The sequence below is a fragment of the Variovorax sp. BGA-UO-ETr-C22 genome, from assembly GCF_059567965.1.
Genome location: NZ_JCAQPA010000011.1, coordinates 1,023,073 through 1,044,904, shown reverse-complemented (window position 1 = coordinate 1,044,904; position 21,832 = coordinate 1,023,073). Strand labels below are relative to the sequence as shown.

General features: G+C 68.9%; 23 protein-coding genes. 11 read left to right on the top strand and 12 right to left on the bottom strand.

Going from position 1 to position 21,832, the window contains the following annotated elements; translation table 11 throughout:
* Positions 1-18: 18 nt before the first annotated feature.
* Genes AC57B8_RS24965 through AC57B8_RS24925 form a run of 9 tightly spaced genes read left to right on the top strand, consistent with a single transcriptional unit; the run spans position 19 to position 10,422 of the window.
* Entirely contained in the window at positions 19-2,838 is a 2,820-nt protein-coding gene (locus AC57B8_RS24965; RefSeq protein ID WP_496481065.1) for a polysaccharide deacetylase family protein, read from the top strand.
* Positions 2,838-3,809: a 5'-methylthioadenosine/S-adenosylhomocysteine nucleosidase gene (locus tag AC57B8_RS24960; protein WP_206167779.1), complete on the top strand. Its 972-nt coding sequence runs from the start codon at positions 2,838-2,840 to the stop codon at positions 3,807-3,809. Before AC57B8_RS24965 ends, AC57B8_RS24960 begins: the two co-directional genes overlap by 1 nt.
* Positions 3,800-4,546 (top strand): alpha/beta fold hydrolase, encoded by a 747-nt coding sequence (locus AC57B8_RS24955; protein ID WP_496481064.1) that lies wholly within the window; start codon positions 3,800-3,802, stop codon positions 4,544-4,546. The genes AC57B8_RS24960 and AC57B8_RS24955 overlap by 10 nt, the downstream gene beginning before the upstream one ends.
* Positions 4,543-6,132: an ABC transporter ATP-binding protein gene (locus tag AC57B8_RS24950; RefSeq protein ID WP_496481063.1), complete on the top strand. Its 1,590-nt coding sequence runs from the start codon at positions 4,543-4,545 to the stop codon at positions 6,130-6,132. Before AC57B8_RS24955 ends, AC57B8_RS24950 begins: the two co-directional genes overlap by 4 nt.
* Positions 6,132-7,196 (top strand): ABC transporter permease, encoded by a 1,065-nt coding sequence (locus AC57B8_RS24945; RefSeq protein WP_185993634.1) that lies wholly within the window; start codon positions 6,132-6,134, stop codon positions 7,194-7,196. The genes AC57B8_RS24950 and AC57B8_RS24945 overlap by 1 nt, the downstream gene beginning before the upstream one ends.
* Complete coding sequence (locus tag AC57B8_RS24940; RefSeq protein WP_062477785.1) at positions 7,193-8,116, top strand: ABC transporter permease; 924 nt, start codon at positions 7,193-7,195, stop codon at positions 8,114-8,116. The genes AC57B8_RS24945 and AC57B8_RS24940 overlap by 4 nt, the downstream gene beginning before the upstream one ends.
* 7 nt (positions 8,117-8,123) lie before the next feature.
* Positions 8,124-8,588, top strand: a complete 465-nt coding sequence (locus AC57B8_RS24935; RefSeq protein ID WP_095948697.1) for a hypothetical protein — start codon at positions 8,124-8,126, stop codon at positions 8,586-8,588.
* Between the two features lie 26 nt (positions 8,589-8,614).
* Positions 8,615-9,895, top strand: coding sequence for an amidohydrolase family protein (locus AC57B8_RS24930; RefSeq protein WP_496481062.1), 1,281 nt, complete (start codon positions 8,615-8,617; stop codon positions 9,893-9,895).
* A 17-nt stretch (positions 9,896-9,912) separates the two neighbouring features.
* Positions 9,913-10,422 (top strand): DinB family protein, encoded by a 510-nt coding sequence (locus AC57B8_RS24925; protein WP_062477792.1) that lies wholly within the window; start codon positions 9,913-9,915, stop codon positions 10,420-10,422.
* 1 nt (position 10,423) lies between these two features.
* On the opposite strand, the gene AC57B8_RS24920 is transcribed toward AC57B8_RS24925, so the two are convergent.
* The 7 genes from AC57B8_RS24920 to AC57B8_RS24890 form a co-directional block, all read right to left on the bottom strand.
* The gene (locus AC57B8_RS24920) at positions 10,424-10,915 is read right to left on the bottom strand and encodes a RidA family protein (protein ID WP_062477794.1); all 492 of its coding nucleotides are present in this window, start codon (positions 10,913-10,915) and stop codon (positions 10,424-10,426) included.
* A gap of 85 nt (positions 10,916-11,000) precedes the next feature.
* Positions 11,001-11,321 (bottom strand): non-heme iron oxygenase ferredoxin subunit, encoded by a 321-nt coding sequence (locus tag AC57B8_RS24915; protein ID WP_056580656.1) that lies wholly within the window; start codon positions 11,319-11,321, stop codon positions 11,001-11,003.
* A 16-nt stretch (positions 11,322-11,337) separates the two neighbouring features.
* On the bottom strand, positions 11,338-12,303 hold the full coding sequence (locus AC57B8_RS24910) for a tripartite tricarboxylate transporter substrate-binding protein (protein ID WP_492734606.1): 966 nt from the start codon (positions 12,301-12,303) through the stop codon (positions 11,338-11,340).
* Complete coding sequence (locus AC57B8_RS24905; RefSeq protein ID WP_496481061.1) at positions 12,300-12,668, bottom strand: chorismate mutase; 369 nt, start codon at positions 12,666-12,668, stop codon at positions 12,300-12,302. Before AC57B8_RS24905 ends, AC57B8_RS24910 begins: the two co-directional genes overlap by 4 nt.
* A gap of 9 nt (positions 12,669-12,677) precedes the next feature.
* Positions 12,678-13,160, bottom strand: coding sequence for an aromatic-ring-hydroxylating dioxygenase subunit beta (locus AC57B8_RS24900; RefSeq protein ID WP_496481060.1), 483 nt, complete (start codon positions 13,158-13,160; stop codon positions 12,678-12,680).
* Positions 13,157-14,416: an aromatic ring-hydroxylating dioxygenase subunit alpha gene (locus tag AC57B8_RS24895; protein WP_056580645.1), complete on the bottom strand. Its 1,260-nt coding sequence runs from the start codon at positions 14,414-14,416 to the stop codon at positions 13,157-13,159. Before AC57B8_RS24895 ends, AC57B8_RS24900 begins: the two co-directional genes overlap by 4 nt.
* Positions 14,417-14,444: 28 nt before the next feature.
* On the bottom strand, positions 14,445-15,434 hold the full coding sequence (locus tag AC57B8_RS24890) for a 2Fe-2S iron-sulfur cluster-binding protein (RefSeq protein WP_496481059.1): 990 nt from the start codon (positions 15,432-15,434) through the stop codon (positions 14,445-14,447).
* Between the two features lie 133 nt (positions 15,435-15,567).
* Here AC57B8_RS24890 and AC57B8_RS24885 point away from each other — a divergent pair, with 133 nt between their 5' ends.
* Complete coding sequence (locus AC57B8_RS24885) at positions 15,568-16,488, top strand: LysR family transcriptional regulator (RefSeq protein ID WP_496481058.1); 921 nt, start codon at positions 15,568-15,570, stop codon at positions 16,486-16,488.
* Here the strand turns inward: AC57B8_RS24885 and AC57B8_RS24880 are convergent.
* Positions 16,485-16,946: a 2'-5' RNA ligase family protein gene (locus tag AC57B8_RS24880; protein WP_496481057.1), complete on the bottom strand. Its 462-nt coding sequence runs from the start codon at positions 16,944-16,946 to the stop codon at positions 16,485-16,487. The genes AC57B8_RS24885 and AC57B8_RS24880 overlap by 4 nt on opposite strands.
* A 335-nt stretch (positions 16,947-17,281) precedes the next feature.
* Here AC57B8_RS24880 and AC57B8_RS24875 point away from each other — a divergent pair, with 335 nt between their 5' ends.
* The gene (locus tag AC57B8_RS24875) at positions 17,282-17,896 is read left to right on the top strand and encodes a porin family protein (protein WP_496481056.1); all 615 of its coding nucleotides are present in this window, start codon (positions 17,282-17,284) and stop codon (positions 17,894-17,896) included.
* A 61-nt stretch (positions 17,897-17,957) separates the two neighbouring features.
* Here the strand turns inward: AC57B8_RS24875 and guaA are convergent, their stop codons facing one another.
* The 4 genes from guaA to guaB form a co-directional block, all read right to left on the bottom strand.
* On the bottom strand, positions 17,958-19,577 hold the full coding sequence (guaA, locus tag AC57B8_RS24870; RefSeq protein WP_062477832.1) for a glutamine-hydrolyzing GMP synthase: 1,620 nt from the start codon (positions 19,575-19,577) through the stop codon (positions 17,958-17,960).
* Between the two features lie 11 nt (positions 19,578-19,588).
* The gene (locus AC57B8_RS24865) at positions 19,589-20,023 is read right to left on the bottom strand and encodes a type II toxin-antitoxin system VapC family toxin (protein ID WP_496481055.1); all 435 of its coding nucleotides are present in this window, start codon (positions 20,021-20,023) and stop codon (positions 19,589-19,591) included.
* Positions 20,020-20,268 carry a type II toxin-antitoxin system Phd/YefM family antitoxin gene (locus tag AC57B8_RS24860; protein WP_070060762.1) on the bottom strand — a complete coding sequence of 83 codons (249 nt, stop codon included), beginning with the start codon at positions 20,266-20,268 and terminating at the stop codon, positions 20,020-20,022. The genes AC57B8_RS24865 and AC57B8_RS24860 overlap by 4 nt, the downstream gene beginning before the upstream one ends.
* Before the next feature lie 77 nt (positions 20,269-20,345).
* The gene (guaB, locus tag AC57B8_RS24855; protein WP_062477841.1) at positions 20,346-21,815 is read right to left on the bottom strand and encodes an IMP dehydrogenase; all 1,470 of its coding nucleotides are present in this window, start codon (positions 21,813-21,815) and stop codon (positions 20,346-20,348) included.
* Positions 21,816-21,832: the final 17 nt, after the last annotated feature.

Genomic DNA, 21,832 nt, shown 5'->3' with positions numbered 1-21,832 from the left:
GCGAGCAGACCCGAACCCATGAAGCGTGCGCGATGGCAGACCGCAATCCATGGCGTGGCCATCGCGGCGTTGGCCGCCGGGCTCGCCGCCTGTCAACCTGAGCCGACGGCCACGGCCACCGCCCCGGCGGCCGAGGTGCCCGCATCGGCCGCCTCGGCGCCCGCTGCCGTTGCACCGCCGGTGGTCGCGGCACCGGTCGGCATTCCGGCCGCACTGCAGGCGCGCGCCGACGCCCTGCTCGCCGCGCACCGCCAGATGATCGTGCTGATGACCGGCGAGCGTGCGCTCGAGGCGGCAGAGAAGCGCGCCGTCAGCGCCGTCGGGCAGCAGCTGTTCCACGAGATGCAGGAGCGCCAGCAGGCGCTGGTCGCCCAGGCCGCGGACATGACGGACCCTGCCGCCGTGGCGGGCCTGAACGCCCTGCTCGACCGCATCGAGAGCGAGCCCAGCTGGTTCGATGCCGACCGGCTGGCGTTCAAGGAGTTCCTGTCCGAGCTGAGCACGCGCTACAGCCAGGCGCAGTCGCTGTCCGGGCTCAAGCTCGGCCGTCGCGCCAGCGAAGACTTGGCCGTGCTCGCCGAGATCGAGCAGGCCTACGACCGCGAGCTGAAAGACGTGTTCGGCCGCTTCGCGCAGCGCGGCATCGAGCCCAAGCGCGAGAAGTGGGCCGACTACGTGGCCAAGCTGCAGGGCCTGTACTCGCGCGAGCAGATCCTGAAAGACTTCGGCGCCATCGTTCCCTATACGCAGCCCCCGGGCGGCGCCAAGGAAAAGGAGAGCGCGGACGCACGCGAGATCTTCGGCACCTCGCTGCCCGCCAAGACCGTCGTGCTCACCTTCGACGACGGCCCGCACGCCAAACACACCGACGAGATCCTCGAGATATTGAAGCGCTACGACGCGCCCGCCATCTTCTTCCAGCTCGGGCGCAACCTGGGCAAGCTCAATGCACAAGGCAAGGCCCAGCTCAATGCCAACGGCGCGACCGCCAAGCGTGTGCTGGCCGCCGGCCACGTGCTCGCCAACCACAGCTTCAGCCACGGCATGATGGCCAAGATGACCGACGACGCGGTGCGCGTCGAAGCCAGCGAAACCGAAGCGCTGCTCGACGCCACCGGCCGGCCGCAGTCCACCCTCTTTCGCTTTCCCTACGGCGCGCGCAACGAGGCCAAGCTGAGCACGGTCGAGGCGCTCAAGCTGCGCTCCATGATGTGGACCGTCGACTCCATGGACTGGGCCGACCCGGTGCCCAAGTCGATCGCCGACCGCGTGCTGGCCGAGGTCGACAAGGCCAAGCGCGGCGTCATCCTGTTCCACGACATCCAGGGCCGCACCGTGCAGGCCCTGCCCACGGTGCTCGACCAGCTGGTGGCCGACGGCTACCGCTTCGCCACCTGGCGCGACGGCAAGTTCGTCGTCAGCGCATCGAAAAAGGCGGCACCCGACGACGGCGTGGCTGCCACCTCGGGCGACACGCTCTACCGCGAAAGCCACGCGCTGGTGATCGGCATCGACAAGTACGCGAAGTGGCCCGGCCTGCACCACGCGGTGCCCGACGCCAAGGCCATGGAGCAGCTGCTCGTGACGCGCTTCGGCTTCAAGCCCGAGAACATCACGGCGCTGTACGACGACCAGGCCACGCGCGCCAACATCCTGCGCGCGCTGAATGAAAAACTGACCGACGGCAAGCGCGTGAAGCGCGACGACCGCGTGCTGGTGTTCTTTGCCGGCCACGGCAGCACCCGCAAGCTCGCGAGCGGGCGCGACGTCGGCTACATCGTGCCGGTCGACGCCACGCTGGACAACCTGCCCTCCGACGCCATCTCGATGCCGCAGCTGCAGGAGGTGGCCGAGGCGCTGTCGGCCAAGCATGTGCTGTTCCTCGTGGACGCCTGCTACTCGGGCCTGGGCCTCACGCGCGGCGGCGCGGCGCAGAGCAACAGGAATTTCCTGACCGACAACGCGCGCCGCATCGGCCGCCAGATGCTCACCGCCGGCGGCGCCGACCAGCAGGTGGCCGACGACGGCCCCGGTGGCCACTCGGTCTTCACCTGGACGATGCTGCAGGCGCTGTCGGGCAAGGCCGACCTGAACGGCGACAACGTCATCACCGGCACCGAACTCGCGGCCTACGTGGCGCCGGCGGTCTCGGCCATCGCGCGGCAGACGCCGGCCTTCGGCAGCCTGCCGGGCTCGGAGGGCGGCGAGTTCGTGTTCGCGCTGCCCGTCGAGCGCGAGGGCCTCAGCGGCGACAGCCTGCAGCTCGACGCCGCCGCCAGCCAGGTCAACAAACGCATCGACCAGGCCAACGAGCAGGCCGTGCATGCGGCGGCAACACCCAAGGCGGCCAAGGCTGGCCCGGCCGCCGTCGAAGTGGTGGTGAAGAACCTTGAAGGCGCCGACACCAAGCTGACCATGCCGGCCGCCGCGCCGCTCACGCCGCGCGTGGCCGCGCAGCGCGCCAACGACCGCGGCCTGCAGCTGTACCGCGAGCGCCGCTACGACGAGGCCGAAGCCGCCTTCACCGAGGCGCTGAAGCTGCAGCCGCGCTTTGCGCTGGCGGCCAACAACCTGGGCTTCGTGTACTTCAAGCGCGGCAAGCCGGTCGAGGCCGCGCGCTGGTTCGAGCAGGCCATCGACATGGACGGCAGCCGCGCCCTCGCCTACCTGAACCTGGGCGATGCCTACCTGCAGGCCGGCAACGACGCCAAGGCGCTCGCCGCCTACACCACCTTCGTCGGCCTGGCACCCAAGCACGCGCGCGTCGCCGCGCTGCAAGCCTGGATCGCCACGCCCGACGCCGCAAACCGCCCTTCCCTCCCGCCCACCAACTCCTGATGACCATGACGAACACTTCCTCGCTTCTCCAGCGCCTGCGCGGCCCGGTCCTGGCCGCCGCGCTCGGCCTCGTGCTGACGGGCTGCGTCGGCGTCTACAAGTCGGACGTCGTGAGCATCAACAGCAGCACGCGGCTGGACGACACGCCGCGCCTGGCCGTGATCTCAGCCTTCGAGCCCGAGCTCAAGCTGCTGCTCACGCGCCTGCAGGGTCCCCGCAAACACAGCGTGAACGGCGTCGAGTTCACCACCGGCACGCTCGAAGGCAAGCCCGTGGTGCTGTTCCTCTCGGGCATCAGCATGACGAACGCGACCATGAACACGCAGCTCGTGCTCAACCGCTTTCGCATCAGCGGCATCGTGTTCAGCGGCATCGCGGGCGGCGTGAATCCGTCGCTGCACGTGGGCGACGTGACGGTGCCGGCCCAGTGGGGCCAGTACCTCGAGGTGCTCATGGCGCGCGAGACCGCACCCGGCAAGTACAGCGCGCCGCCCTTCATCACCGACGCCACGCTGCCCAACTTCGGCATGAACTTCCCGCGCCCGGTCGAGGTGCGCTCGGCCGCCAAGCCGGGCATCGAGCGCAAGTTCTGGTTCGCGGCCGATCCGAAGATGCTCGAGGTGGCGCGCAGCATCCGCAACGTCGAGCTGGCGAACTGCGGCGCCGGCAAGTGCCTGCCGCGCAAGCCACAGCTGGTGGTGGGCGGCAACGGCGTCTCGGGCCAGGCCTTCATGGACAACAAGGCGTACCGCGAATACACCTACAAGACCTTCCAGGCCAACGTGCTCGACATGGAAACCGCCGCCGTGGGCATGGTCGCCTACAGCAACGGCGTGCCCTACATCGCCTTCCGCTCGCTCAGCGACCTCGCGGGCGGCGGCGACGGCGAGAACGAGATGGGCACCTTCATGAGCATCGCGGCCGACAACTCGGCCAAGGTCATGCTGGCCTTCCTGGCCGCGTGGAAGTGACGGTGGCGCCCGGGCGCCTGCCTCGTCTTGTCTTGCTGCCGGGCATGGACGGCACCGGCGATCTCTTCGCGCCGCTGGCGCAGGCCCTGGGGCCGCAGGCCGCCATCGACGTCGTGCGCTACCCGGGCCGCGAGGTGCTGGGCTACGACGAACTCGAGCCGCTGGTGCGCGCGCAGCTGCCGACGCAGCAGCCCTTCGTGCTGCTCGGCGAATCGTTTTCCGGGCCGCTGGCCATCTCCCTCGCGGCCTCGCGACCGCCGGGGCTGCGCGGCCTCATCCTGTGCTGCAGCTTCGCGCGCCGACCCGCGCCCGGCCTGGCGCTGATGCGCGCGGGCCTGCTCGACCTGGCGATGCGCCTGCTGCATTCGAAGCTCATGCGCGCGCCGATGCGGCACCTGCTGCTGGGTGGTTCGTCGGCGCCACACCTGTCGGACATGCTCCAGGCTTCGCTGAAGCAGGTGTCGGTCGCCGTCATGACCCACCGCATGAAGGAAGTGCAGCGCGTCGACGTGCGCGACAAGCTGCCGCGGGTCGGCGTGCCCGCCATGTATTTGCAGGCGCTGCAGGACCGCGTGGTACCGCGCCGCGCGGTGGCCGCCATTCAGCGCGGGCTGTCGGCGTTGCACCTGGTGCAGCTCGACGGCCCCCACGGCCTGCTGCAGGCCTCGCCCGCCGCCTCCGCCCGCGCCATCGAGAATTTCTGCCGCGACCTGCCGTCGCCACCTGTCTGCCCATGAACCCCACCGTGCTCCGCCTCCAGGGCATCACCAAGCGCTTCGGCCCGCTCGTGGCCAACGACGCCATCTCCCTCGACCTGCAGGCCGGCGAAGTGCTCGCGCTGCTGGGCGAGAACGGCGCCGGCAAGTCGACGCTGATGTCGATCCTGTTCGGCCACTACGTCGCCGACGAAGGCCGCATCGAAGTCTTCGGCTCGCCCCTGCCGCCCGGCAACCCCAAGGCCGCGCTGGCCGCCGGCGTGGGCATGGTGCACCAGCACTTCACGCTGGCCGACAACCTCAGCGTGCTCGACAACGTGACGATGGGCACCGAGCCGCTGTGGCGCCCGGTCTCGCGCCGCGCGGCGGCCCGCGCACGGCTGCTCGAGGTCGCGCAGCGCTTCGGCCTGCCGGTGCAGCCCGACGCGACCATCGGCAGCCTCTCGGTCGGCGAGCGCCAGCGCGTGGAAATCCTCAAGGCGCTGTACCGCGGTGCGCGCATCCTGATCCTCGACGAACCGACGGCCGTGCTCACGCCGCAGGAGAGCGAGGCGCTGTTCGCCACGCTCGCGCAGATGGTGGCTCAGGGCCTGTCGGTCATCTTCATCAGCCACAAGCTCGGCGAGGTGCTGCGCGTGTCGCAGCGCATCGCGGTGCTGCGCGGCGGCAAGCTCGTGGCCGAAGCGCGCACGGCCGACACCACGCAGGCGCAGCTCGCGCTGTGGATGGTCGGCCATGCGGTCGAGGCGCCGCAGCGCCGGCCCGCGAAGTCGGTGGGCGACGCGGTCTGCGTGCTCGACCACGTGAGCACGGCCTCGGCGAAAGACGGCGGGCAGGACCGCCTGCGCGAGGTGTCGCTCACGCTGCGCGCGGGCGAAATCACCGCCATCGCGGGCGTCTCCGGCAACGGCCAGGTCGCGCTGGCCGAGCTGCTGAGCGGCACGCGCCGCGCCGTCTCCGGCACCGCGCAGTTCATGGGCCGCGCGCTGCCGCCCTCGCCCGCCCGGCTGGTGCAGCGCGGCGTGGCGCGCATCCCCGAAGACCGGCACGCGGTCGGCGTGGTCGGCGATTTGCCGGTGTGGGAGAACGCCGTGTCCGAGCGGCTGCGCAGCCCCGTCTTTTCACGCTGGTCGTTCATCGTCCGGCGCGCCGCCGCGCGGCTGCACGCCCGGCGCATCGAGAAAGCCTTCGACGTGCGCGGCGCCGGCCTGATGTCGCCGGCCCGTTCGCTCTCGGGCGGCAACATGCAGAAACTGATCCTGGGGCGGGCGCTGCTGGCGCCCGAGCAAGTGGAACAAGACACCGACAACAAGAAATACCCGAACCGCGCACCGCGCCTCATCGTGGCGCACCAGCCGACCTGGGGCCTGGACATCGGTGCCGTCGCCTACGTGCAGCAGCAGCTCATTGCCGCGCGCGATGCCGGCGCGGCGGTGCTCGTCATTTCCGACGACCTCGACGAAGTGCTCGCGCTCGGCGACCGCGTGGCCGTGATGCACGGCGGCCACCTCGGCGAGGCGCGCCCGGCCACGGCCTGGACACGCGAGGCCATCGGCCTGGCGATGGCCGGCGCCACCGCGCCGCAACGTCCGGGAGCCGCCGCATGATGCGCCTCGAACGACGCCACGAAAGCTCGCGCGCCGCGCTGGTGCTGGCCCCCATCGGCGCGGTCGTGTTCACGCTGCTGGTGAGCGCGCTGCTCGTGCGCTGGGCCGGCGCGCCGGTCGGGCGCACCTATGCGCTGCTGCTGCAGGGCGGCTTCGGTTCGGTGTTCGCATGGAGCGAGACGCTGACGCGGGCCATTCCGCTCATCCTCACCGGGCTGGCCGCCACGGTCGCGTTCAAGGCGCGGCTCTTCAACATCGGCGCCGAGGGGCAGCTGTTCGCGGGCGCGCTCGCTGCCGTGGCCGTGGGCGGCATGCACGGCGGCACGGGCTTCGAGCTGTCTCCCTGGCTGCTGTTCCCGCTGATGATGCTGGCCGCCGCCGTGGCGGGCGCGCTGATGCTGCTCGGCCCGGCGCTCATGAAGAACAAGCTCGGCGTCGACGAAGTGGTCACGACGCTGCTCATCAACTTCATCGTGCTGCTGGGCGTGTCGGCGCTGCTCGACGGGCCGATGAAAGACCCGACGGCGATGGGCTGGCCGCAGAGCGTGTCGCTGCAGTCCGACCTCGAGCTGGGCAAGCTCATCGCCCAAACGCGCGTGCACACCGGGCTGCTGTGGGCCGTGTCGCTCGCGGTGATCGTGTGGGCGATCTTCAAGTACACGGTGCTGGGCTTCGACATCCGCGCCGTGGGCGCCAACGCGCGCGCCGCCGCCTTCGCCGGCGTGCCGGTGACGCGCACCGTGGTGATGGTCGCGCTGCTCTCGGGCGCGCTGGCCGGGCTGGCCGGCGCCATCGAGGTGGCGGGCCGCACCAGCTACGTCACGCTCGACATGTCGCCGGGCTACGGCTACACCGGCATCGTGATCGCGATGCTCGCCGGCCTGCATCCGCTGGGCGTGATCGCCGCCGGCGTGTTCGTGGCCGGCGTGCTGGTCGGTGCCGACACCATGAGCCGTGCCGTGGGCGTGCCGACCTACATCGCCGACGTGATCGTCGCGGCCTCGCTGATCGCGGTGCTGGTGGCCACGCTGCTCACGCAGTACCGCGTGCGGGTGACGAAATGACCGATCTGCTCGACATTCTTTCCAACCCCGCCTTCTGGGTCGCGGTGCTGCGCATCGCCACGCCGCTCATCCTGGGCACACTGGGCGTGCTGCTGTGCGAGCGCGCGGGCGTGCTCAACCTGGGCATCGAGGGGATCATGGTCGCGGGCGCCTTCACCGGCTGGCTCGCGGTGTATGCCGGCGCGCCGCTGTGGGCCGGCGTCGGCGTGGCCGCGCTCACGGGCATGGTGTTCGGGTTGCTGCATGCCTTTTTGACCGTCGGGCTCGCGCTGTCGCAGCACGTCTCGGGGCTGGGCATCACGCTGCTGGCCACGGCGCTGAGCTACTTCGGCTACCGCGTGAGCTTTCCGAAGGTGAACACGCCGCCGACCATCACACCCTTCGCGCCGATGGACTGGCTGCCCGTGCCCATCCTCGGCGCGCAGACCGCGCTCACGCTGTTCGCGCTGCTGCTGGTGCCGGCGGTGGCCTGGGTGCTGTACCGCACGCCGCTGGGCCTGGCGCTGCGCATGGTCGGCGAGAACCCGCAGGCGGCCGAGAGCCAGGGCGTGTCGGTCGCGGCCACGCGCACCGGCGCCATCGTGGCGGGCTCGGCGCTGATGGGCGTGGCGGGCGCGTTCCTCACGCTCTCGGCCTTCAACGCCTTCTTCTTCAACATGGTGAACGGGCGCGGCTGGATCTGCGTGGCGCTGGTGGTGTTCGCCTCGTGGCGGCCCGGCAAGGCCCTGCTCGGCGCGTTGCTGTTCGCCTTCTTCGACGCGCTGCAGCTGCGGCTGCAACAATCGGGCGATGCCGTGCTGCCTTACCAGCTGTACCTGATGCTGCCCTACCTGCTGTCGATCCTGGCGCTGGTGCTGGTGGCGCGCAAGGCCAGCTACCCGCAGGCGCTGATGAAACCCTACCGCAAGGGAGAACGCTGACATGCCGATGACGCGGCCCCGCCTCCGTCGCCTGCTGGCCACCGCGCTGCTCGCCCTGGCCGGCAGCGGCGCCCACGCACTCGGCGCCGACTACGGCCCCGAGCGCTTCGCCACCCACGACGCCGTCACCTGGGTGCAGACCTGCGGCACCTGGGGCACCGACCACCGCGGCACCTACCGCGTGATCCACGCCGAAGCCTTCGCGCAGTCGTTCCTCTACGTGCAGTGGATGGCGCGCGGCGAGGCCGATCGCAGCTACAGCCTGTACGCCGTGCACACGACCGCCATCGCCGAGCTCGACAACGACCACGCGGAAATCTCCCTGAGCGAACTCACCTGCCGCGCCACGCCGCGCGGCATCGTGGTGACGGCCAAGGCCGACTCGGGCCACGACGACAAGCTGCGCCGCGTGACCATCGAGGTCGGGCCGGCCGCAGGGCAATACCGCTTCCGCGCGCAGCGCACGCGCTGAGCGCCCTTAAAAAAAACACCCCACCGATGCTCGACCTCCTCATCACCCACGCCACCCTCCCCGACGGCCGCACCGGCATGTCGGTCGCCGTGCAGGACGGCCGCATCGCCGAGGTCACGCCCGGCCTCGCCGCGCCCGCGCACGAGACGCTCGACGCCCAGGGTCTGCTGCTCGCGCCGCATTTCGTCGATCCGCATTTCCACATGGACGCCACGCTGAGCTACGGCCAGCCGCGCGTCAACCAGAGCGGCACGCTGCTCGAAGGCATCGCGCTGTGGGGCGAGCTCAAGCCGCTGCTCACGGCCGATGCGCTCATCGAACGCGCGCTCGCGTATTGCGACTGGGCCGTGGCCAAGGGCCTGCTGGCGATCCGCTCGCACGTGGACACGAGCGACCCCAGCCTGCTCGCGGTCGATGCGCTGCTCGAGGTGAAGCGCCAGGTGGCGCCGTACATCGACCTGCAGCTGGTGGCCTTTCCGCAGGATGGCGTGCTGCGCTCGCCGGGCGGCGTCGACAACCTCACGCGCGCGCTCGACAAGGGCGTGGACGTGGTCGGCGGCATTCCGCATTTCGAGCGCACCATGGCCGACGGCGCCGCCAGCGTGAAGCTGCTGTGCGAACTGGCCGCCGCGCGCGGCAAGCTGGTCGACATGCACTGCGACGAGTCGGACGACCCGCTCTCGCGCCACATCGAGACCCTGGCCGCGGAAACACTGCGCCTGGGCCTGCAGGGTCGCGTGACGGGCTCGCACTGCACCTCGATGCACTCGATGGACAACTACTACGTGAGCAAGCTGCTGCCGCTGATCGCAGAAAGCGGCGTGAGCGTGGTGTCGAACCCGCTCATCAACATCACGCTGCAGGGCCGCCACGACAGCTACCCCAAGCGCCGCGGCATGACGCGCGTGCCCGAGTTGCTGGCGGCCGGCGTGAATGTCGCCTTCGGCCACGACTGCGTGATGGACCCGTGGTACGGCATGGGCTCGGGCGACATGCTCGAGGTGGCCCACATGGGCCTGCACGTGGCGCAGATGACCGGCCAGGCCGGTATCCACCAGTGCTTCGAGGCCGTGACGACGCGCGCGGCGCGCGTGATGCACCTGGACGGCTACGGCCTGGAAGCCGGCTGCGACGCCAGCTTCGTGCTGCTGCAGGCGCGTGATCCGGTCGAGGCCATCCGCCTGCGCGCGACGCGGCTCAAGGTGTTCCGCAAGGGCCGGCTGCTGGCCGAGACGCCCGCAGCCACCGCCGCGCTGCACCTGCCGGGACGCGGCGACCGCACGCGCTGGATGCTCGGCGAACACTGAGTCGAAGGAGTCCCGACATGAGCGCCCCACCCCTGCTGCGCACGCTGTTCCAGTACCACGCGTGGGCCAACGACGAGCTGCTGGACCGCATGGCCAGCCTCGACCCCGTACAGCACGCCGACGCCCGGCATGCCGCGATCCGCGTGGTCAACCATGCCCATGTGGTGAACCGGATCTTCGCGGGCCACCTCACGGGCACGCCGCACGGCTTCACCGACGACAACACGCCCGAAACGCCCACGCTGGCCGACCTGCGCGCGGCCGTGGCCGAGTCCGATCGCTGGTATCTGGCGTATCTCGACACGCTCACGCCGGCGCTGCTGGCCGAGCCGCTGCCCTTCGTGTTCACCGACGGCGACAAGGGCCGGATGACGCGTGAAGAAATGCTGGCCCACGTCGTGACGCACAACGGCTATCACCGGGGCGAAGCCGGCCGGCTGCTGGCGCAATGCGCCGTGCGCCCGCCGCGCGACACACTGGCGGTGCACCTGCACCGCAGCGAACCCGCGCGCCGCGAGCGCTCCTAGGTCAGGCTGCATGGGTGGTCGCGACGGTCATCTCGACCTCGACCGTCGCGTTCTTCGGCAGCGCATAGACGCCGACCGCCGTGCGCACATGCACGCCGGCCTCGCCGAACACGCGATGCAACAGGTCGGACGCGGCATCGGCCACCTCGCTTTGCTGCGTGAAGTCGGCCGTGCACTGCACGAACACGCCCACGCGCAGCACCTTCTCGACCGCATCGAGCGAGCCGAGTGCGCGCCGAAGCAGCGCGAGGCTGCGCAGCGCGCAGATCTGGGCGCCTTCGCGCGCGGTGTCGAGCGACACCGCATCGCCCACGCGGCCGGTGACGACCACCGTGGTGCCCACGCGCGGCACCTGGCCGCTGAGGTAGACGGTGCGGCCGTCGCGCACCAACGGCACGTAGTGGCCGCCGGCCAGGATCTCGCCGTCGAAGCGGTGGCCGAGTTCGGCGGCAATCAGGTCGGCGATCTGGTCGCGGCTGTGTGGTTCTGTCATCGGATGTCCAGGAAACGGGCTGTCATTGTCGCCAACCGGTCGGGCGCGAACCGATACAGATCACGCTGGCCGAAGGCAGAACAGTTCAGCCCTCGAACGCGAGGAACACCCGCCCGCCCTCGATCTTCACCGGGTAGGTGCGCAGGTCTTCGGTGAGCGGCGCGCACATGGCCTTGCCGCTGCGCACGTCGAAGCGGCCCTGGTGCAGCGGGCATTCGATCTCGTGGCCTTCCAGGAAACCGTCGCACAGCCGCGCATGGCCGTGCGTGCAGATGTTGTCGGTGGCGTGGATGCCGTCGTCGGTGCCGTACAGCGCGATGTCGCGCCCCTGCACCTCGATGCCGACCACGTCGTCGGCGGGAACGTCGTCGACCGCCGCGGCGTCGACCCAGGTCATCGTGCTCATCGTGTGCTCCCTTTGCTCAATCGGGCTTGAGGCCGGCGCGGTCGATCACCGGCTTCCAGCGGCGCAGTTCCTCGTCCATGAACTTCGACAGGCCTTCGGGCGTGCTGCCCACGGGGTCGAAGTACGCGGTCTGCAGGCGCTTGACCGTGTCGGGGTCTTTCAGCGCAGCCGCAATCTCGCGGCTCATGCGCTGCACCACGTCGTTCGGCGTGCCCTTGGGCGCCATGTAGGCGAACCATGGCACGGCCTGGATGTCGGGCAGGCCCGACTCACGCAACGTCGGCAGCTCGGGCAGCAATGCCGAACGCTCGGCCGAGGTGACGGCCAGCGCCTTCAGGCGGCCCGCCTTGGCCTGCGGCATCACCGTGACCGGCGGCAGGCAGGCGTACTGCACGTCGCCCTGCACGATGGCCGTCACAGCCTGGCCCGACGACGCGTACGGGATGTGCACCGCGAACGACTGCGTCTTGGCCTTGATGAGCTCCACGCCCAGGTGCGAGATCGAGCCGTTGCCGGTCGAGGCGAAGTTGAACTTGCCGGGGTTCTTCTTCATGGCGGCCAGCCAACCCTTGACCGAATCGACGCCCATCGAGTTCGAGACCGCGCAGACGTTCGGCGTGGTCGCGGCCAGCGACACGGGCACGAGGTCCTTGAACGGGTCGTACGGCAGGTTCTTGTAGAGGATGGTGTTGTAGACCAGCGGCGCATTCACCGACAGCAGGAAGGTGTAGCCGTCGGGCTGCGCCTTCGAGACCGCGTCGGTGCCGCTGTTGCCGCCCGCGCCGGGCTTGTTCTCGACGATGAGCGGCTGGCCGATGCGCGCCGCGAGCTTGTCGTTGACGATGCGCGCCAGGATGTCGGGCGACGAGCCCGCCGCGAAGGGCACCACGATGCGCACGGGGCGCTGCGGCCAGTCCTGCGCATGGGCGGCCGCGGCCAGGGCCACGGCGGTGAAGGCGACGAAGAGGCGTGCGCGCGTCATGGCTGCACCTCCACGTCGACCATGCCCAGATGGTCCTGCTGCTCGCGCGCGATGAAGCCCGCGATGAGCGCGCGGTAGGCGGCCTCGATCACCTCCGGGTAGGCGCCCTCCTTCTCGGCGAGCGCCTTCACCTTGTCGATCACTTCCTGCTGGCGCTGCGGCGCCGACACCTGGAAGGCGTCGCGCTTGAAGCGCGCGGCGTCCTTCACGTAGCGGCCGCGCTCGGCCAGCAGTGCGACGATCTGGCGGTCGAGGCGGTCGATGTTCTCGCGCACCTCGGCAAGATTGGCGCACAGCGGCACGTAGGCCGGGTCGGTGAAGCGGCGCAGGGGTGCACCGTGGGTCTCTGGTTCTTTTTCTGGCATGGCTCTATTTCAGATGGGGTAAATGATGGAGTTCGGGATCATTTCGCTGTCGAACACGCACAGGCGCGCCGCGAATTTCAAGCCCTCGGGGGTCTGCACGACCTTGTCGATGTAGCGACCCACATTGAACACGGTCGACGGCCCATCGAGCTTGGTGCGGAACACCGCGTAGTTGGCCTCGCTGTGGATGGTGCCGTCGTCGTCGACGCGGTGCACCAGCGGCAGGCCCACCACGTGGCGCTGGTAGTACGGGTCGTGGAACAGCGTCTCCTTGATGCCGTAGACGCGGTCTTCGAGCATGCCCCGGCTTTCGAACGAGAGCGTGGCCAGCGGCAGGCCGCGTTCGTGGTTCTCGCGCGGCTGCAGGCGGTAGCTGCACTGCTCGGTGAAGAACGCGGGCCACAGGTCCCAGTCGCCCGAATCGACGGCGTGCGCGTACGCCGCATACAGGCGCGACAGGTCGAGGTAGGTGGACGTATCGAGCGTGCTCATGCGGCCTCCATCACTTCGCGCCAGTAGCGGTACATGCCGCGGATCAGCGTCTCGGTCACCATGTGGTCGGTGTTCTCCACCTCGCGCCCGCCGAGCTCGGCCAGCGTGCGGTGGTAGGGCTTCTGCTCGAAGCCCTCCTGCGAGAACTCGATCACCTCGCCGTCGTCGGCCGACACGAAGCCCGCCGGCCCGAACAAGTTGGCCTGGCGCAGGCGGCGCTGCGTCATCTCGGGCGTGTCGTCCTCGAAGCCGAAATGCGTCCACACGAAATCGAAGGCGTCGTGGCCCACGGGCTGGATGTGGCGCGTCGACACGCTGTTGACCTGCTGCTGCAGGATGAGGCTGGGGAACAGCGTCATCATCACCGCCGTCGGCCCGCCCCACCAGGGCTCGGGCACGATGTCCAGAAAGCGCGGGTCTTTCAGCTGCATGCTCTCCTTGAAGCTCGACACCTGCGTCACCTGCGCGGCCTTGCCGGCGCTGCCGCGCGTGGAGATCATGGCGGCGTGGCGGCCGCGCGCGTCCATCTTCAGCTCCGACTTGTTGTCGGCGCGCCAGAGCCCGAAGGTCACGAACCAGGTGTGCAGCAGGCCCGGGTGGTACGGGTCCTTGATGTTCTCCTGCATGAGCTTCCAGTTGCCCGGTATGCGCTGGCGGCTGTAGCCCAGGATGGTGAGCTTGCGGCCGTCGAACAGGCGGTCGAAGTAATGGAGGATGTCGGGCCCGAGGAAGTCCTCGAACGATTCGATGTCGTGGTCGAACGACGCGAACACCACGCCGCCGCGCGACGCGACCTTGAGCTTGTTCAGGCCGTGGTCTTCGGTCTTGAAGTCGGCCGGCATGCCGCCGTGGACCTTGCCGTCCTGCTTCACGCCACGACGGAACGGCACGCCCTGCAGGTCGCCCTTGAGCGTGTAGTTCCACTGGTGATACGGGCAGACGAACTCTTTCTTGTTGCCGTGGCGCTCGCGGCAGAACTGCATGCCGCGGTGGGCGCAGACGTTCTCGAACACGTGGATGGCGCCTTCTTCGTCGCGCGACAGGATGACCGAACGCTCGCCGATGGCGGTGCGCTTGAAGTCGCCCGGGTTCGGGATCTCGGCTTCGAGGCCGACGTAGCACCAGTGCTTGTCGTAGAAGAAGCGCTGCAGCTCCTTCTTGTGCAGCGCCTCGTCGGTGTAGGCCATGAAGGGAATGCGGCTGGTCTTCTCGCTCTCCCAGCGCAGTTCGATGGGGAAGACGGCTGGCGTGGTCATCGGGTCTCCTTTTCTCTTGTTCGGTTCTTCAGGTGCCTTGCAGGTAGAAGGCGTCGGCATGCGTCTGCTCGGGCGCCAGGCCGTGCGCCTGCACCAGCCGGCTCGCGGCCTCCACCATGGGCGGCGAGCCGCACAGGTAGGCGCGCCAGCCGTCGAGCCCCGCGGGCAGGTCGGCGCGGATCGCGTCGGTGATGAGCCCCAGCCGCTGGCCGTCGCGCGCAGGGCCGGCGACCACCACGACATGCACCTTCAGGCCGGGGTGCTGGGCCTGCAATTCGCGCAGCTCCGGCAGGCCGTACACGTCGGCGTCGGAACGCATGCCGAGGTAAAGGTGGATCGGCTGGGTCAGCCCCGCCGCGACCGCGCCGCGCACGATCGACAGGATGGGCGCGAGCCCCGTGCCGCCCGCCGCGCAAAGCATGGGACCGCGGTGCTTGGTGCGCAGGTAGGCGGTGCCCAGCGGGCCGCTCACGCGCACGGTGTCGCCCACGCGCAGCTGCTCGAAGATGTGGGCTGTGACGCGCCCGCCCGGCACGCGGCGCACATGGAATTCGAGCTCCGCGTCGCGGCTCAGCCCGGCCATCGAGTACGGGCGCGCCAATTCAGGGCCGAACTGCAGCTGGGCGTACTGGCCCGGCGAGAACTCCAGCGGCTTGTTGGGCTTGAGGCGCAGGCGGCGGATGTCGTGCGTGAGCACGTCGATGCCCGTGACCGTGGCCTTGAGCACGCGCGCCGGGTGCACCACCACCTCGTCGGGCTCGGGAATCTCGATGGTGCAGCTTTCGGTCAGCGTGCTCTGGCAGGCCAGCACGTAGCGCTCGCCCTGCCCGTCGGGCCGGATCGCGTCCTGGCCGCCGTCGAGCAGCTGGCCCGACACCACCTTGCAGCGGCAGGTGCCGCAGCGCCCCGACATGCAGCTGTACGACACCGGCACCTGGTGCTCGCGCAGCACCTCGAGCAGGTTCGCGCCGGGGCGGACCTCGAGGGTGCGGGCAAGGGGGTGAATGTGCAGGTCCATCGTCGGGCTCTCTTTTTCTGGCGCCGGCGGCAGGGCCGGCTTGTCTCTGGGCACGGATGATGCGCGGCCTCTTCCGATTGACCAATAGAATCTGGTGAATCGGCTGTATCACCGGCATGAATAAAGGTGCGCCATGCAACTCAAGGACATCGACCTCAACCTGCTGCTGGTGTTCGACCGCATGCTGGCCGAGAAGCGCGTGTCGGCCGTGGCCGAGTCGCTGGGTCTGTCGCAACCCGCCATCAGCAACGCGCTGGCGCGCCTGCGCAAGCTGCTGGGCGACGAGCTTTTTCTGCGCACCGCGCGCGGCATGGAGCCCACGCCCTTCGCGCTGCAGTTGGCCGAACCCGTGGCCTACGCCATGGGCGCGCTGCACACGGCGCTCAACCAGCAGGTGGTGTTCGACCCCGCCACGAGCACGCGCAGCTTCACGCTCGCCATGACCGACATCGGCGAGATCTACTTCACGCCGCGCCTCATGGAAACGCTCTCGGCCGCCGCGCCGGGCGTGACCATCAGCACGCTGCGCAACAACACCGCGACCCACCTGCGCGACGACCTGGAGGCCGGCCATGTCGACATCGCCATCGGCCTGCTGCCGCAACTCAAGTCGGGCGTGTTCCAGCGCCGGCTGTTCCTGCAGCGTTATGTGTGCCTGTTTTCAGGTGCGCACCCGCTGGCGCGCAAGCGCAGCGTGTCACTGAAGGACTTCAGCGCGGCCGACCACGTGCAGGTGCAGGCCGCCGGCACGGGCCACGGCAAGGCCGACGACGTGATGGCGGCGCAGGGCATCCAGCGCCGCATCCGGCTCAAGGTGCCGCACTTCGTGGCCATCGGCCACATCCTGCAGTCGAGCGAAATGATCGCGACCGTGCCCGAGCGGCTGGCGCGCAGCATCGCCGAGCCCTTCGGGCTGGTGTGGCGACCGCACCCGGTGGCGCTGCCGCAGATCGCGATCAACCTGTTCTGGCACGCGAAGGTGCACCGCGACCCGGGCAACCAGTGGCTGCGCGGGCTGCTGTTCGATACCTTTGCGGATCAGGACGGCGCCTAGGCGGCCACCTCGGCGGGCCACCGGCCCAGCACCTCGTGCACGCCCTCGCCCACGTGGCTGTCGATGAGCACCAATGAATGGGCGGTCCACTGGGCAGGCGCGTCGAGCGCGTGCTTTTCGAGCTTGCGCCGCGCATAGGCGACGGTCATGTGCGGCGTGAACGCGCGCGAGGGCTTCAGGCCGACATCGGCCAACGCCTCGCCCAGGCGTTGCCTGAACACGCGCAGCGCCGCGACGTTGGCCTCGTCGTCGGCGCACAGCACCAGCGCGCCTTTCGCGTAGCTCATCGACTTTTCGAAAACGACATCGAGCGCCGGCACGGACACCGCGGCGGCCGCGGTCGATGCCTGGGCCACCTTGTCGGCCGGCACCTGGTCGTGGTTGCCGAGGTCGAACAGCGTGACGTGCAGGCGCTGCGCCTCGACCACCGTGCCCTTCAGGGCGTGTTGGGAGTTCATGCGCGCGCCAAGCGCGGCGATGGTTTCGGCGTCTTGCGGGGTGGGAAGCAGTGCGAAGAAAAGCGAGTGCGGCAGCGGCGCCTTGCGAGGGGCCTGGGTGCCGCGCGGCCGCGGCAGGGGCCGCGGCGGGGGATCGATTCCGGGAAGAAGAAGCTGAGCTGACATGTGTCGATCATCGCCCATGGCAAGGGCCCTTCATGAGGCCTTCAGCAAACGCGAAGCTCGTCTTCAGCTTGGTTTTTGAGAATCGTCGGACGGTGGCGGCAAGGCGAACAACGACACGCCGCCCATCCACGCATTCATTCAATCGATCAATCAACCAACAGGATTTCATCTTGACGAAAACGCAAGCCCGCCTCGCACTCGCAGCTCTTTGGCTCGGCACCGCCTCCGTCGGCGCCTTCGCCGCCGGTCTCGACAAGGACACCGGGCTGTATGTCGGCGGCGCCATCGGCCGCTCCAGCTACAGCCTGTCGTCCTCGAAAAACGCCCCCGTGCCCGTGCCATGGGGCGGCAAGAAGGCCGACAAGAGCGGCACGTCGTACAAGCTGTATGGCGGCTACCGCCTGACCGAGCACTTCGGCGTGGAAGCCGGCTACGCCCGCCTCGGCAGCGTGAGCCAATGGAGCTCGGCCTACGGCGGCTCCAGGCTGCAGACTGGCACCGGCCAGGTCTTCTACGCCGCCGCCACCGCCCGCATGCCGCTGGGCGACGCCTTCGCCCTCAACGGCCGCCTCGGCGTGGCACGCGGACGCATCTCCGGCGACAACAAGTGGGCCTCGGCCAACCAGCGCATTTCGGGCAGCGGCACGGGCCTGATGGTCGGTGTCGGCGCCGAGTACCGCATGACGCAGAACCTCGCGATCACGGCCGACTACGACTACTTCGGCAAGCTGTCGAAGCAGGCCAAGGGCGGGATGTTCACGGTGGGCTTGAAGGCTAACTTCTGATCATCGGGTCACCCGCCAAAGAAGAAAGGCGCCTTGCGGCGCCTTTCTTCTCTTCAGGAACTCATTCCCACTCGATCGTCGCCGGCGGCTTGCTCGACACGTCGTAGGTCACGCGGTTGATGCCGCGCACCTCGTTGATGATGCGGCCCGACACCTTCTTGAGCAGCGCGTACGGCAGCTCGGCCCAGTCGGCGGTCATGAAGTCGCTGGTCTGCACGGCGCGCAGCGCGACGACATAGTCGTAGGTGCGGCCGTCGCCCATCACGCCCACGCTCTTCACGGGCAGGAACACGGTGAAAGCCTGGCTCGTGAGGTCGTACCAGGTCTTGCCGGTTTCGGCGTCGGTGAAGTTGCGCAGCTCCTCGATGAAGATCGCGTCGGCGCGGCGCAGCAGGTCGGCGTATTCCTTCTTCACTTCGCCCAGGATGCGCACGCCCAGACCTGGGCCGGGGAACGGATGGCGGTACACCATCTCGGGCGGCAGGCCCAGGGCCACGCCGAGTTCGCGCACTTCGTCCTTGAACAGGTCACGCAGCGGTTCGAGCAGCTTCAGGCCGAGCTGTTCGGGCAGGCCGCCGACGTTGTGGTGGCTCTTGATGGTGACGGCCTTCTTGCTCTTGGCGCCACCCGACTCGATGACGTCGGGGTAGATGGTGCCTTGCGCAAGGAAGGTCGCGCCCTTGTGGCCGCCGTCGCCGGCCTTGAGCTTGGCAGCTTCCTGTTTGAACACGGTGACGAACTCGCCGCCGATGATCTTGCGCTTGGCTTCGGGGTCGCTCACGCCGGCGAGCTTGCCCAGGAACAGGTCGCTGGCATCGACGCGGATGACCTTCGCGTGCAGCTTGCCTTCGAACATCTCCATGACCATGTCGCCTTCGTTCAGGCGCAGCAGGCCGTGGTCGACGAAGACGCAGGTGAGCTGGTCGCCGATGGCGCGGTGGATGAGCGCGGCAGCCACGCTCGAATCGACACCACCCGACAGGCCGAGGATGACTTCTTCGTCGCCCACCTGCTCGCGGATCTTCTGCACGGCTTCGGCGATGTGGTCGCGCATGACCCAGTCGGGCTTGGCCTCGCAGATGCCGAGCACGAAGCGGTCGATGATGGCCTTGCCCTGCACCGTGTGCGTGACTTCAGGATGGAACTGCAGCGCGTAGTAGCGGCGCGCCTCGTCGGCCATGCCGGCGATGGGGCAGCTGTCGGTGCTGGCCATGAGCTTGAAGCCGGGCGGCAGCTCGGTGACCTTGTCGCCGTGGCTCATCCACACGTTGAGCATGCCGAAGCCCTCGGGCGTGGTGAAGTCGGCAATGTCCTTCAGCAGCGCGGTGTGGCCATGGGCGCGCACGGCGGCGAAGCCGAACTCGCGCTTGTGGCCGCCCTCGACCTTGCCGCCGAGCTGGTGGGCCATGGTCTGCATGCCGTAGCAGATGCCGAGCACCGGAATGCCGAGGTCGAACACGGCTTGCGGGCACTTGTCGGTGGTCTCTTCGTACACGCTGGCGTGGCTGCCCGAGAGGATCACGCCCTTGAGGTGGCCGTCGGCGGCGTATTCGCGCACCCACTCGTCGGTGACGTCGCAGGGATGCACTTCGCTGAGCACATGCGCTTCGCGCACACGGCGTGCGATGAGCTGGGTGACTTGCGAGCCGAAGTCGAGGATGAGGATCTTGTCGTGTTGCATGGCGAAAGGACTCAGAGCGTTGAAATGTCGAACAGCTTGACGCCCGCGTGCGGCGCCACCTGGATGAGGTGCTCGTCGAAGGTGGCGAGCGGAAGGTTGAGCGATTTGGCGAGCCAGAGGTAGCCCGCATCGTAGAGCGAGACGCCCGCGTCGATGGCCACGGCAAGCACGGCCTTGTGCTGGGCCGGCGCGAGGTCGTGCAGCTCCACGCGGTGGCGGATGGCGTCGAGCACGCTCCACAGGCCCTCGACGGCCGATGCCGGGATGCGACCGCTGCGCACGCCGTTGGCGAGGATGTTGGCGCACTCCCATTGCCAGGCATTGGGCGCCTGCGGCTCGACCTCGTCGCGGCGGATGGCGGCGTAGAGCCTGCGGGTGTGTTCGTTGGCCTGGTCGGGCAGCAGCCAGGCGGCGGTGACCGAGGCGTCCATGACGAAGGCGGTCATGGCTGGCGTCCCTGGTCCAGGAGCTCGCGGGTCGTGGGGCCGGGCTGGATGGTGGCGTGCAGCGCGTCGATCTGCCCGAGCTCGCGGGCGATCTGCTCGTCGGTGATGACAGGCTTTCGACGCACCGGCAGCATGCGCACGACTTCCTTGCCGTGGCGGGTGATGCGAACCTCCTCGCCCTTTTCGACCAGGTCGATCAGGGCCGAGAAGTTGTTCTTGGCTTCAGCGATGCCGATGGATTGCATTTGGGCCAGAAAATTTGAATCTGGCCCAAATTCTAGCTTCAGTCTGGCCTGACTTTCAAGGTCTGGCCAGATTGAGCTTACTCAGCGCGGTAGTTCGGGGCTTCCTTCGTGATCTGCACGTCGTGGACGTGGCTCTCACGGATGCCGGCCGTGGTGATCTCGACGAACTCGGCCTTGTTCTGCATGTCCTCGATGGTCGCGCAGCCGCAGTAGCCCATGCTGGCGCGCACGCCGCCGGCCATCTGGTAGACGATGGAGACGATCGAGCCCTTGTAGGGCACGCGGCCTTCGATGCCTTCAGGCACGAGCTTGTCGGTGTTGGGGTTGCCGGTGGTCGATTCCTGGAAGTACCGGTCGGCACTGCCCTGCTGCATCGCGCCGATGGAGCCCATGCCGCGGTAGCTCTTGTAGCTGCGGCCCTGGTACAGCACGATTTCGCCCGGCGCCTCTTCGGTGCCGGCGAACATGCTGCCCATCATCACGGTGCTGGCGCCGGCCGCAATGGCCTTGGCGATGTCGCCCGAGTAGCGCACGCCGCCGTCGGAGATCAGCGGAATGCCCGTGCCCTGCAGCGCGGTCGCGACGCTGTCGACCGCCATAATCTGCGGCACGCCCACGCCGGCCACGATGCGGGTGGTGCAGATGGAGCCCGGGCCGATGCCGACCTTGACCGCGTCGGCGCCGGCGTCGGCCAGCGCGCGCGCGGCGTCGCCGGTGGCGATGTTGCCGCCGATGACGTCGACCTGCGGATAGTTCTTCTTGACCCAGCGCACGCGCTCGATCACGCCGGCGCTGTGGCCGTGGGCGGTGTCGACCACGATGGCGTCGACGCCGGCCTTCACCAGGGCTTCGACGCGCTCTTCGGTGCCGTCACCCACGCCGACCGCCGCGCCCACACGCAGACGGCCGTTGGCGTCGCGTGCGGCATTGGGGAAGCTGGTCTGCTTGGTGATGTCCTTGACGGTGATGAGGCCCTTGAGCTCCCAATCGCCGTTGATGACCAGCAGGCGCTCGAGCTTGTGCTTGTTCAGCAGCGCCTTGGCTTCGGCCAGCGTGGTGCCGTCGGGCACGGTGATGAGCCGGTCGCGCTGCGTCATGATTTCGCTGACGGGCACGTCGTAGCGGTTCTCGAAGCGCAGGTCGCGCCCCGTGACGATGCCGACGACCTTGCCGCCGTCGATCACCGGGAAGCCCGAGATGCCGAGCTGGTCGGACAGTGCCATCACCTGGCGCACGGAGTGCGTCGGCGTGATCACCACCGGGTCGCGCAGCACGCCCGACTCGTAGCGCTTGACGCGGGCCACTTCGGCGGCCTGTTGCTGCGCGGTGAGGTTCTTGTGCACGATGCCGATGCCACCCTCCTGCGCGATGGCGATCGCGAGGCGGGCTTCGGTCACGGTGTCCATGGCCGCCGAGACGAGCGGCAGGTTCAGCGTGATGTTGCGGGAGAACTTGGTGGCGAGAGACGTGTCCTTGGGCAGGACTTGGGAGAATGCTGGCACCAACAACACGTCGTCGAAGGTGAGCGCTTTGCCGAGAAGGCGCATGGGTGAGGCTCCAAAAG

Excerpts from the sequence above, each read along its gene's own strand:
- AC57B8_RS24965 (WP_496481065.1), top strand. The coding sequence starts at position 19 with ATGAAGCGTGCGCGATGGCAGACCGCAATCCATGGCGTGGCCATCGCG.
- AC57B8_RS24960 (WP_206167779.1), top strand. The coding sequence starts at position 2,838 with ATGACCATGACGAACACTTCCTCGCTTCTCCAGCGCCTGCGCGGCCCG.
- AC57B8_RS24950 (WP_496481063.1), top strand. The coding sequence starts at position 4,543 with ATGAACCCCACCGTGCTCCGCCTCCAGGGCATCACCAAGCGCTTCGGC.
- AC57B8_RS24945 (WP_185993634.1), top strand. The coding sequence starts at position 6,132 with ATGCGCCTCGAACGACGCCACGAAAGCTCGCGCGCCGCGCTGGTGCTG.
- AC57B8_RS24940 (WP_062477785.1), top strand. The coding sequence starts at position 7,193 with ATGACCGATCTGCTCGACATTCTTTCCAACCCCGCCTTCTGGGTCGCG.
- AC57B8_RS24935 (WP_095948697.1), top strand. The coding sequence starts at position 8,124 with ATGACGCGGCCCCGCCTCCGTCGCCTGCTGGCCACCGCGCTGCTCGCC.
- AC57B8_RS24930 (WP_496481062.1), top strand. The coding sequence starts at position 8,615 with ATGCTCGACCTCCTCATCACCCACGCCACCCTCCCCGACGGCCGCACC.
- AC57B8_RS24925 (WP_062477792.1), top strand. The coding sequence starts at position 9,913 with ATGAGCGCCCCACCCCTGCTGCGCACGCTGTTCCAGTACCACGCGTGG.
- AC57B8_RS24920 (WP_062477794.1), bottom strand. The coding sequence starts at position 10,915 with ATGACAGAACCACACAGCCGCGACCAGATCGCCGACCTGATTGCCGCC.
- AC57B8_RS24915 (WP_056580656.1), bottom strand. The coding sequence starts at position 11,321 with ATGAGCACGATGACCTGGGTCGACGCCGCGGCGGTCGACGACGTTCCC.
- AC57B8_RS24910 (WP_492734606.1), bottom strand. The coding sequence starts at position 12,303 with ATGACGCGCGCACGCCTCTTCGTCGCCTTCACCGCCGTGGCCCTGGCC.
- AC57B8_RS24905 (WP_496481061.1), bottom strand. The coding sequence starts at position 12,668 with ATGCCAGAAAAAGAACCAGAGACCCACGGTGCACCCCTGCGCCGCTTC.
- AC57B8_RS24900 (WP_496481060.1), bottom strand. The coding sequence starts at position 13,160 with ATGAGCACGCTCGATACGTCCACCTACCTCGACCTGTCGCGCCTGTAT.
- AC57B8_RS24895 (WP_056580645.1), bottom strand. The coding sequence starts at position 14,416 with ATGACCACGCCAGCCGTCTTCCCCATCGAACTGCGCTGGGAGAGCGAG.
- AC57B8_RS24890 (WP_496481059.1), bottom strand. The coding sequence starts at position 15,434 with ATGGACCTGCACATTCACCCCCTTGCCCGCACCCTCGAGGTCCGCCCC.
- AC57B8_RS24885 (WP_496481058.1), top strand. The coding sequence starts at position 15,568 with ATGCAACTCAAGGACATCGACCTCAACCTGCTGCTGGTGTTCGACCGC.
- AC57B8_RS24880 (WP_496481057.1), bottom strand. The coding sequence starts at position 16,946 with ATGAACTCCCAACACGCCCTGAAGGGCACGGTGGTCGAGGCGCAGCGC.
- guaA (WP_062477832.1), bottom strand. The coding sequence starts at position 19,577 with ATGCAACACGACAAGATCCTCATCCTCGACTTCGGCTCGCAAGTCACC.
- AC57B8_RS24865 (WP_496481055.1), bottom strand. The coding sequence starts at position 20,023 with ATGACCGCCTTCGTCATGGACGCCTCGGTCACCGCCGCCTGGCTGCTG.
- AC57B8_RS24860 (WP_070060762.1), bottom strand. The coding sequence starts at position 20,268 with ATGCAATCCATCGGCATCGCTGAAGCCAAGAACAACTTCTCGGCCCTG.
- guaB (WP_062477841.1), bottom strand. The coding sequence starts at position 21,815 with ATGCGCCTTCTCGGCAAAGCGCTCACCTTCGACGACGTGTTGTTGGTG.